The 15,357-nt window shown below is 71.6% G+C and carries 15 protein-coding genes and 1 pseudogene; 10 read left to right on the plus strand and 6 right to left on the minus strand.

Going from position 1 to position 15,357, the window contains the following annotated elements; genetic code table 11:
- Nucleotides 1-27: 27 nt before the first annotated feature.
- The gene (locus tag DEI96_RS03915) at nucleotides 28-183 is read right to left on the minus strand and encodes a hypothetical protein (RefSeq protein WP_284183630.1); all 156 of its coding nucleotides are present in this window, start codon (nucleotides 181-183) and stop codon (nucleotides 28-30) included.
- Here DEI96_RS03915 and DEI96_RS18055 point away from each other — a divergent pair.
- From DEI96_RS18055 to DEI96_RS03925, 3 genes and pseudogenes are all read left to right on the plus strand, one after another.
- Nucleotides 116-448: pseudogene (locus DEI96_RS18055) on the plus strand (carbohydrate ABC transporter permease); the annotation flags it as partial. The gene DEI96_RS03915 and the pseudogene DEI96_RS18055 overlap by 68 nt on opposite strands.
- A 98-nt stretch (nucleotides 449-546) precedes the next feature.
- Nucleotides 547-687 carry a hypothetical protein gene (locus DEI96_RS03920; protein ID WP_220039144.1) on the plus strand — a complete coding sequence of 47 codons (141 nt, stop codon included), beginning with the start codon at nucleotides 547-549 and terminating at the stop codon, nucleotides 685-687.
- Nucleotides 687-1,535, plus strand: a complete 849-nt coding sequence (locus DEI96_RS03925) for a carbohydrate ABC transporter permease (protein ID WP_027464448.1) — start codon at nucleotides 687-689, stop codon at nucleotides 1,533-1,535. The genes DEI96_RS03920 and DEI96_RS03925 overlap by 1 nt, the downstream gene beginning before the upstream one ends.
- A gap of 95 nt (nucleotides 1,536-1,630) precedes the next feature.
- On the opposite strand, the gene DEI96_RS03930 is transcribed toward DEI96_RS03925, so the two are convergent.
- Nucleotides 1,631-2,077, minus strand: coding sequence for a MarR family winged helix-turn-helix transcriptional regulator (locus tag DEI96_RS03930; protein ID WP_164941227.1), 447 nt, complete (start codon nucleotides 2,075-2,077; stop codon nucleotides 1,631-1,633).
- Nucleotides 2,078-2,198: 121 nt separating this feature from the next.
- Between DEI96_RS03930 and DEI96_RS03935 the strand changes: the two genes are divergently transcribed.
- Nucleotides 2,199-3,182 carry an AraC family transcriptional regulator gene (locus DEI96_RS03935; RefSeq protein ID WP_111024616.1) on the plus strand — a complete coding sequence of 328 codons (984 nt, stop codon included), beginning with the start codon at nucleotides 2,199-2,201 and terminating at the stop codon, nucleotides 3,180-3,182.
- Nucleotides 3,183-3,195: 13 nt separating this feature from the next.
- Here DEI96_RS03935 and DEI96_RS03940 read toward each other — a convergent pair whose 3' ends face one another.
- The gene (locus DEI96_RS03940; protein WP_071246046.1) at nucleotides 3,196-4,239 is read right to left on the minus strand and encodes a LacI family DNA-binding transcriptional regulator; all 1,044 of its coding nucleotides are present in this window, start codon (nucleotides 4,237-4,239) and stop codon (nucleotides 3,196-3,198) included.
- A 146-nt stretch (nucleotides 4,240-4,385) separates the two neighbouring features.
- Between DEI96_RS03940 and DEI96_RS03945 the strand changes: the two genes are divergently transcribed.
- The 4 genes from DEI96_RS03945 to DEI96_RS03960 all read left to right on the plus strand — a co-directional run bounded on the left by DEI96_RS03945 (nucleotide 4,386) and on the right by DEI96_RS03960 (nucleotide 10,130).
- Nucleotides 4,386-5,681 (plus strand): ABC transporter substrate-binding protein, encoded by a 1,296-nt coding sequence (locus tag DEI96_RS03945; RefSeq protein ID WP_111024615.1) that lies wholly within the window; start codon nucleotides 4,386-4,388, stop codon nucleotides 5,679-5,681.
- A 2-nt stretch (nucleotides 5,682-5,683) separates the two neighbouring features.
- Nucleotides 5,684-6,706, plus strand: coding sequence for a carbohydrate ABC transporter permease (locus DEI96_RS03950; protein WP_071405209.1), 1,023 nt, complete (start codon nucleotides 5,684-5,686; stop codon nucleotides 6,704-6,706).
- Nucleotides 6,706-7,587 carry a carbohydrate ABC transporter permease gene (locus tag DEI96_RS03955; protein ID WP_111024614.1) on the plus strand — a complete coding sequence of 294 codons (882 nt, stop codon included), beginning with the start codon at nucleotides 6,706-6,708 and terminating at the stop codon, nucleotides 7,585-7,587. Before DEI96_RS03950 ends, DEI96_RS03955 begins: the two co-directional genes overlap by 1 nt.
- A gap of 179 nt (nucleotides 7,588-7,766) precedes the next feature.
- On the plus strand, nucleotides 7,767-10,130 hold the full coding sequence (locus DEI96_RS03960) for a beta-xylosidase/alpha-l-arabinosidase (RefSeq protein ID WP_502866301.1): 2,364 nt from the start codon (nucleotides 7,767-7,769) through the stop codon (nucleotides 10,128-10,130).
- 40 nt (nucleotides 10,131-10,170) lie between these two features.
- Here the strand turns inward: DEI96_RS03960 and DEI96_RS03965 are convergent, their stop codons facing one another.
- On the minus strand, nucleotides 10,171-11,460 hold the full coding sequence (locus DEI96_RS03965; protein WP_111024613.1) for an MFS transporter: 1,290 nt from the start codon (nucleotides 11,458-11,460) through the stop codon (nucleotides 10,171-10,173).
- A 64-nt stretch (nucleotides 11,461-11,524) separates the two neighbouring features.
- On the opposite strand from DEI96_RS03965, the gene DEI96_RS03970 reads away from it, so the two are divergent.
- A complete protein-coding gene (locus DEI96_RS03970; protein WP_111024612.1) occupies nucleotides 11,525-12,148 on the plus strand; it encodes a CGNR zinc finger domain-containing protein in 624 nt (207 codons plus the stop codon).
- Nucleotides 12,149-12,242: 94 nt separating this feature from the next.
- Here the strand turns inward: DEI96_RS03970 and DEI96_RS03975 are convergent, their stop codons facing one another.
- The gene (locus tag DEI96_RS03975; protein ID WP_111024611.1) at nucleotides 12,243-13,268 is read right to left on the minus strand and encodes a glycosyl hydrolase family 18 protein; all 1,026 of its coding nucleotides are present in this window, start codon (nucleotides 13,266-13,268) and stop codon (nucleotides 12,243-12,245) included.
- Entirely contained in the window at nucleotides 13,265-14,020 is a 756-nt protein-coding gene (locus tag DEI96_RS03980) for a helix-turn-helix domain-containing protein (RefSeq protein ID WP_111024610.1), read from the minus strand. Before DEI96_RS03980 ends, DEI96_RS03975 begins: the two co-directional genes overlap by 4 nt.
- A 360-nt stretch (nucleotides 14,021-14,380) precedes the next feature.
- Here DEI96_RS03980 and DEI96_RS03985 point away from each other — a divergent pair, with 360 nt between their 5' ends.
- Nucleotides 14,381-15,343, plus strand: coding sequence for a helix-turn-helix transcriptional regulator (locus tag DEI96_RS03985; protein WP_111024608.1), 963 nt, complete (start codon nucleotides 14,381-14,383; stop codon nucleotides 15,341-15,343).
- Nucleotides 15,344-15,357: the final 14 nt, after the last annotated feature.

Genomic DNA, 15,357 nt, shown 5'->3' on the forward strand with positions numbered 1-15,357 from the left:
GTACCGCGCGCTCGGCTTCACGGTGCTCTACACGGTGGTGACGGTGTCGGTCGAGCTCGTGCTCGGCATGCTCGTCGCGCTGGTGCTCGAGCGGCTGGGGGCCACCCGCGGCTGGATGCTCGCGCTCATGCTCATCCCGTGGTCGCTCGTGACCATCGTCAACGCGCAGCTGTGGAAGTACATCTACGACAGCACCTACGGCGTCGCGACTTGGTTCTTCGGCCTGTTCGGGGACGCCCCGGTGATCCTCGGCGAACCGGTGCCCGCGATCACCGGGCTGATGGTCGCGGACATCTGGAAGACGACGCCGTTCGTCGCGATCATCCTGCTCGCCGGGCTCGTGCAGATCTCGGAGGACCACTACGAGGCCGCCGAGCTCGACGGTGCGAGCACCTGGCAGACGTTCTGGCGCGTGGTGCTGCCGCAGCTCACGCCGACCCTGACGATCGCGGTGCTGTTCCGCATCCTGCAGGCGTTCGGGGTCTTCGACCTGCCGTTCGTGCTGACGAACGGCGCCCGGGCACCGCCACCCAGTCGCTCGCGATCATGGGCTACAAGGTGCTCTTCCAGGACATCAACATCGGACCGGGCGCGGCGATCGCGACCTCCACCGCGGTCATCGTCGCGGCCGGGTGTCTGCTGTTCCTCCGGGCGTTCCGGAACCAGGCGAAGGGAGGGGACGACTGATGCCCCGTCAACGTGTGCGCAAGGGTTGGCGCAAGTGGGTCAACACCGTCAACGTCAGCGGTGTCGTCATCGCGGTGCTCACCGCGCTGCCGCTCTACTGGCTCGTCACGACGTCGCTCAAGCCGGCGTCCGAGATCGGGCAGTCGCCGCCCACCGTCTGGCCGCAGTCGTTCACCTTCGACAACTTCGTGGTGGCCTTCCGCGACAACGCGCTCGGCCAGTACATGGTGAACAGCGTCATCGTGTCGGTGTCGACCACGGTGATCGTGCTCGCGCTGGCGTTCCTCGCCGGGTACGCCCTGGCCGGCCGGTTCATCCGGGGGCGCACGGCGATCATGACCTCGCTGCTCATGCTGTCGGTGTTCCCGGCGATCGCGGTGCTGACGCCGCTGTACCTGCTCGAGCGCAACCTCGGGCTGCTGAACTCGTATCCGGGCCTGATCGTGCCGTACGTGGCGTTCAACCTGCCGTTCGCCATCTGGATCATGCGGAACTACCTGCAGGGGATCCCGTCGACGATCGAAGAGGCGTCCGAGATCGACGGCGCCGGGGCCTGGCGGACCGTGCTGTCGGTGATCCTGCCGATGGCGAAGCCGGGCCTGTTCACGGTCGGCGTCTTCACCTTCACGGCGTCGTGGAGCGAGTTCCTGATGGCACTGACCTTCAACAGCGAGAACTCGTTCCGGACGATCCCGGTCGGCATCGCGCTCTTCGGAACGCAGTTCACGGTGCCGTTCGCGCAGATCTTCGCCGCGAGCGTCGCTGCGACGGTGCCGATCGTCATCCTGGTGCTGGTGTTCCGCCGCTCGATCGTGTCCGGTCTGACCTCCGGAGCCGTCAAGGGGTGACGGGTGTCCGGCATGCGGAGATAGGTAGAGAACTTACCTAGCTGCGCATGCTGGACATTCGTCCGAGCGCCGTCCTGACCGCCCGTACCCTGCCGTCAGGGGCTCGGTGCGCCGAGATCGACGGCTGCGACGATGCGGTCGATGATCCGCACGAACCTGGCCCGCTCCCGTTCCGAGAAGGAGGCCATCAGGTCGTGCAGGTGCTTGTTCGTGCCGTCCATCGCGCGCGCGTAGTCGCGGCGGGCAGCATCGGTCAGCTCGATGTACCGGCTGCGGCCGTCGTCGGGGTTCGGGACACGACTGATGTGTCCGCTGTGCTCGAGGCGGTCCACCATGCCGGTGACCGCCGGGCCGGTGAGCCCCAGGTGCTTCGACAGGTCCTTCACGCGCACCGTCCGGCCCGCTTCTTCGGCACGCGAGACGAACTGCAGCAGCGTCAGGTCGCCGCCGGAGACGCCGAGCTCGTCGCGCAGTCGACCGCGCAGTTCGGAGACCGCGGCCTCGAGCCGGGTCAGCGCCGCGTTCAGGTCGACATCGCTCACGACAATGCCCCCTTCGCACGGGTCTCGTCCGGGTCACGATACGCCGCAGTCACCGCACCAGCGTATCCACATAACGCGGAGCGTGGAACGGTGCGGGTGACGGCATCGGGAGCGGGGCACCGTGGCTGACCCCGTCCCGACTCCACAGTCCGCTGCACCCGCCGGGGAACCGGTCCGTTTCGAGGTCTCCGGCGGTGACCCCGACGCCGCCGAGCGCGACCTCGCCGCCGTCCACGGCGCCGATCGGTGGTCCGTCCGGCGCCTCGACGACGACTTCTCGTACCGGTACACGGCCGTCGGGGACTCCGACGTGAGCATCCGGCGTTCGCAGCTCCGCGGTGCCGTGCGCGGCTCGGTCCCCGTGGGCGCCGACTACGTGGTGACGTGGATCACCAGCGGGACCGCGCACCTGGACTCCGGGCGCGTCCGGATGGAGTTGCGCCGGGACGTCCCCGTGCTCCTGCCCCCCGAGGACGACTTCGTGTTCACGGCCGAGGACCACGACCAGCGGCTGGTGCACTTCGGGCGGGAGTACGTGCACCGCGTCGCGTTCGAACACCTGGAGGTCGAAGCGGCACCACTGCGGTTCGACCCGACCCGCATGCCGGAACCGGAGACCGCCGAGCGCTGGCAGGGGGCGCTCGTGGCGCTGTCCCGGGCACTGCGCGCCGAGGGCCCCGACTCGGACGCGTGGCACGCGGCCAAGCGGTCGGCGGCCACCGCGTTCCTGGACACCTTCCCGCCGCAGGCCGACGACCTGCCCGCGGTGCTCGGCCTGCCCCGGAACGCCCGGCTGCGCGCCGCGGTGGAGTACATCCACGCGCACGCCGCCGAGCCCGTCACGGTCCAGGAGCTGTCCGAGGTCGCCGGCCTGAGCGTGCGGTCGGTCCAGGAGTCGTTCCGCCGGGTCTTCGACGTGTCGCCGCTGACGTACCTGCGCGAGGTCCGGCTCGACCGGGTGCGCGGCGAACTGCTCGAGCTCGACCCGCAGGCCGGGGTCGTCGGCGACGTTGCCCGCCGCTGGGGGTTCGCCCACCTCGGCCGGTTCTCGGCGGCCTACGCGGCCCGGTTCGGCGAGTACCCGAAGCAGACCCTGCGCCGCTGACGGCGGCGGGTGCTCAGCGGCCGGACGCGGGCCTCGGAGCGGGGCCCGTACTCGCCCGAACCCGCAGGGTCGTGGGGAGCCGGACGTGGTCCGTGGTCGGTTCGCCACGGAGCATCGTCAGGAGCATCTGCACGGCGTGCGACCCGAGTTCGGCGAGCGGCTGCGACACCGTGGTGAGCGGCGGGGTCGTGGTGGACGCCTGCGGCACGTCGTCGAAGCCCACGACGGAGAGATCCTGGGGGACGCGGAGCCCGACCTCGGCCGCGGCGCGGAGCACACCGATCGCCGACGAGTCGTTCGCGGCGAACACCGCGGTGGGGCGGTCGGCGAGGGTCAGGAGCTCGCGGGCGACGGCCGCGGACTGGTCCTCCTGGTAGCCGCCGTCACGCAGCAGGCACTCGTCGACCGTGATGCCCGCGGCCGTCAGGGCCGAGCGGTACCCGGCCGCGCGCAGCTGGGCGGAGGCCAGGTCGGCGCGTCCCTGCAGGTGCGCGATGCGGGTGTGTCCGAGTGACAGCAGGTGTTCGACGGCCTGCACGGCGCCGGCCTCGTTGTCGGCGTCGACGGTGGCGTGCCCCTCCGGGCCGGTGTGCGGGTCGATCGCCACGACGGGGATCGACGAGCTCGACAGTGCCGTGGTCGGGGTGACGACGATCGCGCCGTCGATCAGGGTGCCGGACAGGCGGGACAGCGACCGGCGCTCCCACCCGGGCCGGTCGGCGCCGGTCATCAGGCCGGCGTAGGCGAGCAGCTCGTAGCCGGTGCCGGTGGCCGCCCGCGAGATGCCGCGGAGCAGCTCGGTCGAGAACGGCTCGAACTCGGGCACCAGGATGCCGACGACCCCGGTCCGCGAACTCCGCAGGCTCCGGGCGACCAGCGACGTCTCGTACCCCAGGTCGTCGACCACCTGCTGCACGCGGAGCATGGTGGCGGGTGCGACCCCGTCCCGCTGGTTGATCACCTTGGACACCGTCGGGATCGAGACCCCGGCCACCCGCGCCACGTCGCCGATCGTCACCCGGCCGGCACCGGGACGCGCGCCGAGTGCCGAGTCCATGTGCACACCGTACCGCTGCGGCACCATGCCATCGGTAAAGAAAACGTTATCGATATCGATTGACATGGACCTGGAGCAGCAGGCATGCTCTCCGCAGCGGCAGTCGATGTCGCGCATGTCAACGACGACACTTCAGGAGTTCCACGATGACGAGGAAGATCCGTGCCGCGGCAGCCATCGCGCTGATCGGGGCCACAGCACTGGTGGCCAGTGGGTGCTCGGCGGGCAGCGATGCCTCCGAGGACGGCGGGAAGGTCACGATGACCTTCTGGCACAACTCGACCACCGGACCGGGCAAGGCCTACTGGGCCTCGACGGTCAAGGCGTTCGAGGAGAAGTACCCGAACGTCACCATCAAGACCCAGGCGATCCAGAACGAGGACCTGGACGGCAAGCTCCAGACCGCCCTCAACTCCGGCGACGCCCCCGACGTGTTCCTGCAGCGCGGCGGCGGCAAGATGGACGCGATGATCGCTGCCGGGCAGCTCATGGACATCTCCGACTCCATCAGCGCCGACGCGAAGAAGTCCATCAGCGCGGGCACGTTCGCCGGGTACGAGAAGGACGGCAAGACCTACGCCATGCCGGGCGCGGTGCTCCCCGAGGGCATCTGGTACTCGAAGGACCTGTTCAAGGAAGCCGGCATCGAGGGCACGCCCACGACCATGGACGAGCTGAACGACGCGATCACGAAGCTCAAGGCCAAGGACATCGACCCGGTCGCCGTCGGCGCGAAGGACGCCTGGCCGGCCGCCCACTGGTACTACAACTTCGCGCTCCGCGAGTGCAGCCAGAAGACCCTCGAGGACACGGCGAAGTCGCTGAAGTTCGACAACGCCTGCTGGACGAAGGCCGGCGAGCAGCTCGAGGACTTCAATGCCACCAAGCCCTTCAACAACGGCTTCCTGACCACCGCGGCACAGCAGGGCGCCGGCAGCTCCGCCGGTCTCCTCGCCAACCACAAGGCCGCCATGGAGCTCATGGGCGCGTGGGACCCGGGCGTGATCGCGTCGCTGACGCCGGACGCCAAGCCGCTGCCCGACCTCGGCTGGTTCCCGTTCCCCGCGATCGACGGTGGCAAGGGTGACCCGAAGTCGATGATGGGTGGTGTCGACGGCAACTCCTGCTCCGCACAGGCCCCGAAGAAGGCGTGCACCGACTTCCTGAACTTCATCGTGCAGAAGGACAACCAGGAGGCCTACTACAAGGCCTTCAACGCCATCCCGGTGAACAAGGAGGCCCAGTCGGTCGTCGACTCGGACTACCTGAAGTCGGCCCTGGCCGCCTACCAGGACGCCCCGTTCGTCTCGCAGTACCTCGACACCCTGTACGGCCAGAACGTCGGCAACGCGCTGAACACCAGCGTCGTCGACCTGCTCGCCGGCAAGGGCAGCGCGAAGGACATCGTCGAGACCACCAACCAGGCTGCGGCCAAGGGCTGAGCATGACCCTCGACACCTCGCTCGGTACGACTCCGGCCACCGGGTCGGACACGGCCGCGGGGACGTCCCCGGCGGGGAGCGGTTCGCCGCTCCCCGCCGGTCGGCGGACCAAGCGCCGCATCGCGGACTGGCGGAAGCGCGTCGAGATCGCGGTCCTCGCCGGACCCGCGGTCATCGTCTTCGTCACGTTCGTGATCCTGCCCGTGGCGCTCGCCGCCTACTACGGGTTCTTCAAGTGGCAGGGCTACGGCCCACCCACCGACTTCGTCGGACTGCAGAACTACCTGATCATCTTCCAGGACAAGGCGTTCCACGCGGTCCTGATGCACAACGGCTTCATCGTCGTGCTCTCGCTGGTGCTGCAGGGGCCGATCGCGATCGTGCTCGCCCTGCTGCTCAACCAGAAGATGCACGGCCGCGGGCTCGTCCGCGTGCTCGTCTTCGTGCCGTACGTCATCTCCGAGGTGATCGTCGGCACCGGGTGGAGCCTGATGCTCCAGTCGAACGGCGCCGTGAACGACCTGTTCCAGAGCATCGGCCTGGGCGGACTCCGTGCGGACTGGCTGTCGAACCCCGACATCGCCATCTGGACGCTGCTCGTGATCATCTCGTGGAAGTACATCGGCTTCGCGGTGATCCTGTTCCTCGCCGGCCTGCAGAGCATCCCCGAGGAACTGTTCGAGGCCGCCGCGATCGACGGCGCCGGCTACTGGCAGATCCAGCGGCGCATCACCCTGCCGCTCCTCGGCCCGACCATCCGCATCTGGGCGTTCCTGTCGATCATCGGCTCACTGCAGCTGTTCGACCTCGTCTACATCATCTGGGGGCAGTACATCGCGTCGACCGCGGGCACCTCGACGATGGCGACGTACATGGTCGCCAACGGCCGGACCTCGGGCAACTTCGGCTTCGGCAGCGCCGTCGCGGTCGTGATGTTCGTGATCTCGCTCGTGGTCGCCCTGATCTACCAGCGCTTCGTGCTCCGCCGCGACACCGCGGGTGCACTCACCGAGAGGAAGAACTGATGGCCACCACGAGCATCGTCGCCCCCGGGCGCCGGGCCGTGCGGGAGCGCCGGTCCAGTGCCGCGATCGGACGCGCGAACCCGCTGACCTACGTCGTCGCGATCCTGTTCGTCGCCGCCAACCTGGCACCCGTGCTCTACATCGTGCTGGGCGGCTTCCGGACCAACTCGCAGATCACCACGAGCCCCGCCGGGCTGCCGGCACCGTTCGAGTTCGGCAACTACGGGTCCGTGCTGTCGAGCGGCATCTTCTGGCAGCAGCTCGGCAACTCCACGATCAGCGCCGTCACGACCACCATCGGGGTCGTCGTGCTCGGGCTGATGGTGAGCTTCGTGCTCGCCCGCTACCGGTTCGCCGGCCGCGGGGCGCTGTACGCCCTGTTCGCCGCGGGCCTGATGTTCCCGATCACGGTCGCGATCACCCCGCTCTACCTGCTCGTCAAGGACCTCGGTCTGACGAACAGCCTGGCCGGCGTGATCCTGCCGCAGATCGCGTTCGCGCTGCCGACCACCGTCATCATCCTGGTGCCGTTCCTGCGGGCGATCCCCGACGAGCTCGAGGAGGCTGCGTCGATCGACGGAGCGAGCCGTCTCGGGTTCTTCTTCCGGATGGTCGTGCCGCTGTCGCTGCCCGGCGTCGTCACGGTCGGCATCCTGGCGTTCATCGCCAGCTGGAACAGCTACATCCTGCCGCTGTTCATCCTGAACAACGAGGCCGCGTACACGCTGCCGCTCGGGGTCCAGTCGTTCTCGTCGCAGTACTCCGTCGACACCGCCAAGGTGCTCGCGTTCACCTCGATGTCGATGATCCCGGCGCTCGTGTTCTTCACGATCTTCCAGCGTCGCATCGTCGGCGGCCTGACCGGGGCGGTGAAGGGGTGACCGCGACCGACGCGACGCGGACCGCCGGACGCGACCCGCGCCTCCAGGCCGACAGCACGACGGACGCAACGACCGCGACGACCGCGACGACCGCGACGGACGCAGCCGCGACGGACGCGACCGCGACCGACGCGACCGCGACCACCGCCGGTCCCCGCGCCGACGCCCTGCTCGCCGTGATGACCCTCGACGAGAAGGTCGCCCAGCTCGTCGGCTACTGGCTCGACCAGAACGGCGTCGTCGCCCCCATGCAGGGCGAGATGGCGGCCGTGCAGCAGGGCAGCACCCTGGCGGACCTCACCCGCGACGGCATCGGGCAGTTCACCCGCGTCTACGGCACCCGCCCCGTCGAACCCGACGAGCGTGCCGCCTGGCTCTGGGCCGAACAGCGCCGCCTGCAGCGCGAGACCCGGCTCGGGATCCCCGCGCTCGTCCACGAGGAATGCCTGACCGGCCTCGCCGCGTGGAAGGCCGCGACGTTCCCGACGCCGCTGGCGTGGGGCGCGTCGTTCGACCCGGAGCTCGTCGAGCAGGTCGGCGCCGCGATCGGTGCGTCGATGCGGCAGCTCGGCGTCCACCAGGGCCTCGCGCCGGTCCTCGACGTCATCCGCGACCCGCGTTGGGGGCGGGTCGACGAGTGCATCGCCGAGGACCCCTACCTGGTCGGCACGGTCGGCACCGCGTACGTGCGCGGGCTGCAGTCGGCCGGGGTCGACGCGACCCTGAAGCACTTCCTCGGGTACTCGGCGTCGCAGGCGGGGCGGAACCACGCCCCCGTGCACGCCGGGGCCCGCGAGGTCGCCGACGTCTACCTGCCGCCGTTCGAGATGGCGCTGCGCGACGGCGGCGCCCGGAGCGTGATGAACTCGTACGCCGAGATCGACGGCGTGCCCGTCGCGGCGAACGGCGAGCTGCTCACCGACCTGCTCCGCGACCGGCTCGGCTTCGACGGCACCGTCGTCGCGGACTACTTCTCGGTGGCGTTCCTCGAGGTCATGCACGGCATCGCCGCCGACCGTGGCGAGGCCGCGGCGCTGGCGCTCGAGGCCGGCATCGACGTCGAGCTCCCGACCGGTGACGCGTACCTCGCGCCGCTCGTCGAGCGGGTCCGCAGCGGGCAGGTGGACGAGGCGCTCGTCGACCGTGCCGTGCTCCGGGTGCTCCGGCAGAAGGAGCGGCTCGGACTGCTCGAGCCGGACGCGTTCGCCGAGGACGCCCCCACCGGGATCGACCTCGACACCCCGCTGCACCAGGCGCTCGCACGGCAGCTGGCGGCGAAGTCGCTCGTGCTGCTGTCGAACGACAGCGGCACAGTCGACAGCGCTGACGGGACCGTCGACAGCACCACCCCCGTCCTCCCGCTCGCACCGGGCGCCTCGGTCGCGGTCATCGGCCCGAACGCCGACCGCGCCGAGGCCCTGCAGGGCTGCTACTCGTTCGCCAACCACGTGCTCGCTTCGCACCCCGACCTGCCGCTCGGCTTCGCGATCCCGACCGTCCGCGAAGCCGTCGTCCGGGCCCTCGGCCCGGCGGCGGTCCGCTTCGCCGCGGGCTGCGCCGTCACGGGCGACGACCGGGCCGGCTTCGCCGACGCGGTCGCCGTGGCCTCCGCCTCGGACGTCGCGGTGGTCGTCGTCGGCGACCAGGCCGGACTCTTCGGCCGCGGCACGGTCGGCGAGGGCAACGACACCGAGTCGCTCGACCTGCCCGGCGTGCAGCGCGAGCTGGTCGAGGCGGTCGTCGCGACCGGCACCCCCACCGTGATGGTGCTGCTCACCGGCCGTCCGTACGCGATCGGCTGGGCGCTCGACGGCGACCAGCCGCGTCCGGCCGCGGTCGTGCAGGCGTTCTTCCCGGGCGAGGGCGGCGGGCTGGCGATCGCCGACCTGCTCACCGGCGCGGCCTCGCCCTCGGGCCGCCTGCCGCTGTCCCTGCCCCGGTCCGCCGGTGCGCAGCCGTTCACCTACCTGCACCCGCGGCTCGGCGGCCCGTCCGACGTCACGGCCGCCGACTCGACGCCGGTGCGGCCGTTCGGCTTCGGCCTGGGCTACACCGACTTCGCCCACGACGAGCTCGTCGTCGACCCGGACGTCCGATCCGACGGCGTCTTCACCGCGTCGGTGACGGTCCGGAACACCGGGTCCCGTGCCGGCGAGGACGTCGTGCAGCTCTACGGGCACGACGTGCACGGCAGCGTCACCAGGCCCGAGGTGCAGCTCCTCGGCTACGCGCGGGTCGCGCTCGCCGCGGGGGAGTCCGCGCGGGTCCGCTTCCGCGTCCCGGCGCAGCGCTTCGCGTTCACCGACCGTCGGATGCGCAAGGTCGTCGAGCCCGGCGACGTGCAGGTCTGGGTCGCGTCGCACGCGGCGGCGTCCCGGCCTGGAGGCCCGGTGGCAGCCGGTGGGATCGTCGCCTCGGGCGACGGGCCGGTCCGGCACCCCGTCCCCGGCACCGCCACGGAGCGCGCCACCGTCGCGGTCACGGGCGCGGTGCACGAGGTCACCCCGGGCGACCCCCGCCTGGTGGAGTGGTCGCTCGTCTGACGGCAGTGCGGGGAGGCGTCGGCACCACCGATGCCTCCCCTCATCCCGTCCGTCGACCAGCCTCGGGGTCGGTGGCGAGTGCGGCCGGGTCGCGCAGACCACGGAGTGGTGAGGCGACGACCCAGACGACGGTGAGCAAGATCCCCGCGCACCCCAGGGCGAGGCCGGTCCGCGTGCCGAGCAGCTCTCCGACCAGGCCGCCGAGCCCGGCCCCGATCGCGATGACGCCGTAGGACAGCCAGCGCATGGTGGCGTTGACGCGACCGAGCACCTGGTCCGGCGAACGCAGCTGCCGGAGCGTGAGTGCGACGACGCTCGACAGTGCGGTCCCCGCGCCGTTCACGGCGAACACCCCGATCAGGACGGTGACCGTGACCGGCGTCGACCACGATGGATCGATCACGGGGAGCACTGCGAGCGCGACGCACTCGGCCGTGGCGCAGGCGACCAGGACTGGCCCGGCACCGAACCGGCGGACACTCGACGGTGCCGCGGAGGCGCCGACCACGGCGCCGATCGCCCCGAGGCTGAAGACGAGGCCGAGCAGCCCCGCGTCCAGTCCGAGCTGCCGCACGGCGTGCACGGTGAAGAGCACCATCACCCACTGCGCGAAGAGGTTGTAGATCCCGGCGAAGCCGACCAGCGAGACCAGGTACCGGTCGCGACCGACGAACCGCAGGCCCTCGGCGAGGTCGCGCAGAGCACTCCGTCCGGTCGGGGTCGGGCGGGCCTCGGGCGCGCGGATGCCGAGCAGTGCCACCGCCGACACGACGTACGTCACGGCGTGGACCGCGAGGGCCCACGGCGCCGAGAGCACCTGGACGAGCAGGCCTCCGAGTCCTGGGCCACCGACCTCGGCCGCCGCCGCCGTCGCCTCCAGCCGCCCGTTCGCGCGTTCGAGCTGCCGGCGTCCGGCGACCGTCGGCAGGAACGACTGGTAGCTCACCTCGAACGCGACGGTGAACGCGCCGAGCAGCCCGACCAGGACGACGAGCACCGGCAGGGTCAGCGCCCCGCTGAACGCCACCACCACGACGACCACGGTGAGCGCAGCCCGAGCGAGGTCGGACACGACGAGGACCGGTCGACGGCGACGACGGTCGACCAGGACCCCGAGGGGCAGCGCGAGCAGGAGGAACGGGAGCCACCGCGCGGCGTTCAGCACCCCGACCTCGCCGGCGGACGCGTGCAGGACGACGACGGCGAGCAACGGCACCGCCAGTTCGCTCACCTGCCCGCCGACGGCCGAGGCGCCCTGCGCCACCCAGAACCGCGTGAAGTCCGGGCCGAGCCCGGCCCGTGCTGCGCTAACGCGTGGAACGCTTGTCATGCATTAGACCCTGGCGCAGGCGATGCACATGGCACAACGGTTGATCACGCATTAGTCTCGGAGCATGGTGGTCTCCGACGCGCAGCCGACGTTCCCGGACGTGGGGGGACACGCGGCGCTCGACCTCGTCGACACCGTGCACTGGCGCCTCGATCCCCGTCGTTCGATCGACACCCTGAGCAGCTTCAGCGCTGTCGTGGCGTGGTGCGAGCAGATGGGCGTCCTGCCCGGCGGTGCGGACGAGATCAGCCGGCTCGCCGCAGCCGCGCCCGACGTCGCAGCGCAGGAGCACACGGCGGTGCTGGCGCTCCGCGAGGCGGTGTACGAAGCGGTGTTCGCGTCGTCACCGCGCGCCGCCGCCCACGTCGCGTCCGAGTACGTCGCTGCGCTCGGGCGCGCGACGCTCGAGCAGGGCACGGACGGGGCGTCGTGGTCGTGGCGGATGCGCGCCGACCTGTCCGGGCCGCGGGGTGCGATCGCACTGCTCGCGCAGGAACTGCTGACGTCCGACCTCAGTGCGGCGCGGCAGTGCGGCGACGACGCGTGCGGCTGGGTCTACCTGGACACGTCGCCCCGGCACAACCGCGTCTGGTGCACGGCCGCGGGGTGCGGCAACCGCAACCGGGTCGCGCGGCACCAGGCGAAGCGTCGCGGAGCCACGACGCCACAGGGCGGCCGTCAGGACTGACAGCGCGCACCACGCGCCCGGGGCGCGACCAGGCGACGGACAGGAGGCGCGGTGCGGGCTCGCACCGCGCCTCCTGTCCGTCAGCGGGTCGCGGTCACCCGACCGGTTCGATCCGGTCGGACAGGTCCAGTGACCAGACGGCGACGCCGGTCAGGCCGAGCCGCTCCGCCAGGGCGACCCGCTCGCGCAGCGAGCGTGCGTCGGACCACCAGAGCACCTCACCGCTCGGCAGGGTCGCGGTCCACTCGCCGACCGTCGCGTCCCAGTGGGCGGTCGCGCCCGCCTTCCGGACCCGGAGCCGGGCCTGGGCGTCGGAGAGCTGACCGGCCGGACGCTTCCCCTTCCAGTGGTAGCCGTACCCGGCGACACCGAGCACGATCTGGTCGGCGGGAGCGAGGGTCGCGAGCGCACGGGCGGCCTTCGACGACCACGCGAGCGACCCGACGGGGCCGGGTGCGTCCGGCTCCCAGGGGCCGTGCTGGTCGTACGCCATGAGCGTCAGGTGGTCGAGCGGGGCGCGGAGGGCGCGCACGTCGTAGCCCAGGCGGGCGTACCCGGCGGCCGTGGTCGAAGCGGACAGGGCGATGTCGAGCCGGACGTCGTCGCCGACGGCGGCCCGGAGCTCACGGGCGAAGGCGGTGAGGCCGGGCTTCTCGGCCGGGGTCAGCGCCTCGAGGTCGATCATGACCGAGTCCCAGCCGCCCGTGGCCACGTCGGCGGCGAGTGATCGGACGGCCCGGGCGCGGTTCGCGGGCGAGGTCAGGAGCTTCCGCGCGATCGGCTCGCTGAAGTCCCCGTCGGCCTCGGAGTAGTTGCTGACGAGCAGCTGCGCGGTGAGCCCGTTGGCGTGTGCCCGGTTGCGCTGGGCCTTGGCGGCGCGTGACGGTGCGGTGACCTTCGTGCCCGTGCGGTTCACCAGCAGGCCGTCGACACCGACCACGTCCATCGCGGCGGCGTTCGCGTCCACCAGGGCGGTGTCGGCGTTCTCGGGCTGGAAGCCGGTCACGTCGAACCCATCAGCGTGGGCGGCGGTCGGGGCCGTGCAGCCGGCGAGTGCGAGTCCTGCGGTGAGCGCGGCGGCGAGCAGGACCGTCCAACGGCCGCAGTGGTCGAGCGTCATGCTGGGGAACCGTCCTGCCGTTCGGGGTGGCCGGGTGCCGACCACGGCGGGAGCTCGGCGGACGGGTACCCGCCGTGCTCGTCCGGCGCCCGCATCATCGGGTTGACCGCACGCAGCCGGATGCCGGAGGTCTCTCCGGCGACCCCGCGGACGGCGCTCGCCAGCAGGAACGCGACGACGTCGGCCGTGCTGCCGTCGGGGTCGTAGCCGTGCCAGGGGCGGTCGTCGCCCTGGGCACGACGCAGGGCGCTGGCGAACGTCGCGTCGGCGTCGTCGACCTCCACCTCGCAGTCGAGCACGATCCGGAAGCGTGATCCTTCGCCCGGGGACCTGGCGAGGTCCGACGTGGCGCGGGGGTCCGGGTCCTCCGGGTCGAACGACCGGAGCGCCGCCGACGGTGCGGTGCCGAACGCGGCGCGGTACTCGGCCGCCATCCGGCCGGCGTTGCTGAAGTGCCAGTGCTTGGCGACGTCCGCGATGGTGCGACGGTCGGCGGGTGTCATGGACAGCAGGTCCCGGCGGACGCCCTCGAGCCGCACCCCGCGCAGGTACGACGCGGGTGAGGTCTGCAGCTCCCGCCGGAACGCGCTCTGCAGGCCGCGGGTCGACAGGTGTGCGGCGGCTGCGATGTCCGGTACGGAGATCGCTTCGCGGGCGTGGGCGTGCACGAACCGCAGCGCCTCGTGCACGGTGCGGGACAGCCGTGCTCCGCCGTGCTCGGGACCACTCGCCGTGGTCGGTGCCTGGTCCATACGTGGAGGGTACGAGGCGCTCGTGTGGATCGGCCTCCGACGCCACGACGCCGCCGTTATCCGGGGTGCGCGGATGTGGATCGCACCCGTTCGGGGGTCATTGTGGACCCCGGTGCGGGCGCTTATCGTCCAAGAGGTACTCAAACTGTCCCCCTTCGAACAGGGTCGGAGGCACGGTGACAGATCGGAGGATCTGATGAGTGGTTACGAGCGTGCACCGGGGGTCGCCCCGGTCCACATCACCTCCTACCGGGCTCGGGCACGCGCTGCCCGACGCGGGTGGATCGTGCAGTCCGAGGAGGACATCGATCGCGAGCGGTTCACCTTCGCGGACCTCCGCGCCCGGCGAGGGTCGGGCCAGTGAGCAGCGACACCGTCCCGCGGGTCACCGTCGGCCACGCGCCCCGGACCGCCGAGCGGTGCGGCCGGACCACCGCGGACGCCGTCCGGACGGTGCGTGCCGTGTACGACGGTCGCGACGTCCGGTTCGCGCCCACCGACCGGTTCGCGTTCCGCCACCGGACGGTGCGCCACCACAACGTCGCGCTGCTGTCGTCGGCGGTGTCGACCGCCGCCGCCGCCTCGTTCACGCCGGACGGCACGCCGGTGCTGGCGTGGTCGACCGCGGGCTGTCTCCGCATCGACGACGACGCGCCCACCCGGCCCGGCGTGCCGGTGGTCCTGCCGACGGACCGGCCGTTCACGCTGCTCGTGCCGGCGGGGACCGTCCAGGTCCTGCGGGTCGACCGCGGCTTCCTCGACGCCGTGAACGGGGTCGTGTTCGACCACCGCTTCGCCGGCCGACTGCGATCCCGCCCGGCCGATGCCGAGGTGTCCAACCTGCTCGCCCGCATCGATGCGGTCGCCGTCAACGCGCTGCACCCCGACCGCAACCTGCGCGGGCACCTGTCGGCACAGGTGCTGCTCGCCGAGTCCGTCCTGCGGGCCTTCGGCGGGGCGGACGCCGAACCCGACGCGCGGCCGGTGCGCCGGACGGAGAACACCGTGCAGCTCGCACAGGCCTGGCTCGCGGAGCACTGCGACCGGCCGCTCCAGCTCGCGGACGTCTGCCGGGCTGTCGGGGTCAGCTCCCGCACGCTGCAGGAGAACTTCGTGCAGCACGTCGGCGTGAGCCCCATGACGTACCTGCTGCAGGTTCGCCTCGACCGGGTCCGGATCGCGCTCCAGCTCGCCGACTGCGCGCAGACGACGGTGGCCGAGATCGCGCACCGGTGGGGGTTCCGCCACATGGGGCGGTTCTCGAGCACGTACTTCCAGCGCTTCGACGAGTACCCGAGGAAGACGCTGCAGACGAGCACCTGAACCCTGACGCCCGA

It is taken from the genome of Curtobacterium sp. MCLR17_031, from assembly GCF_003234775.2.
In the GTDB taxonomy this organism is placed as follows: Bacteria; Actinomycetota; Actinomycetes; order Actinomycetales; family Microbacteriaceae; genus Curtobacterium; species Curtobacterium flaccumfaciens.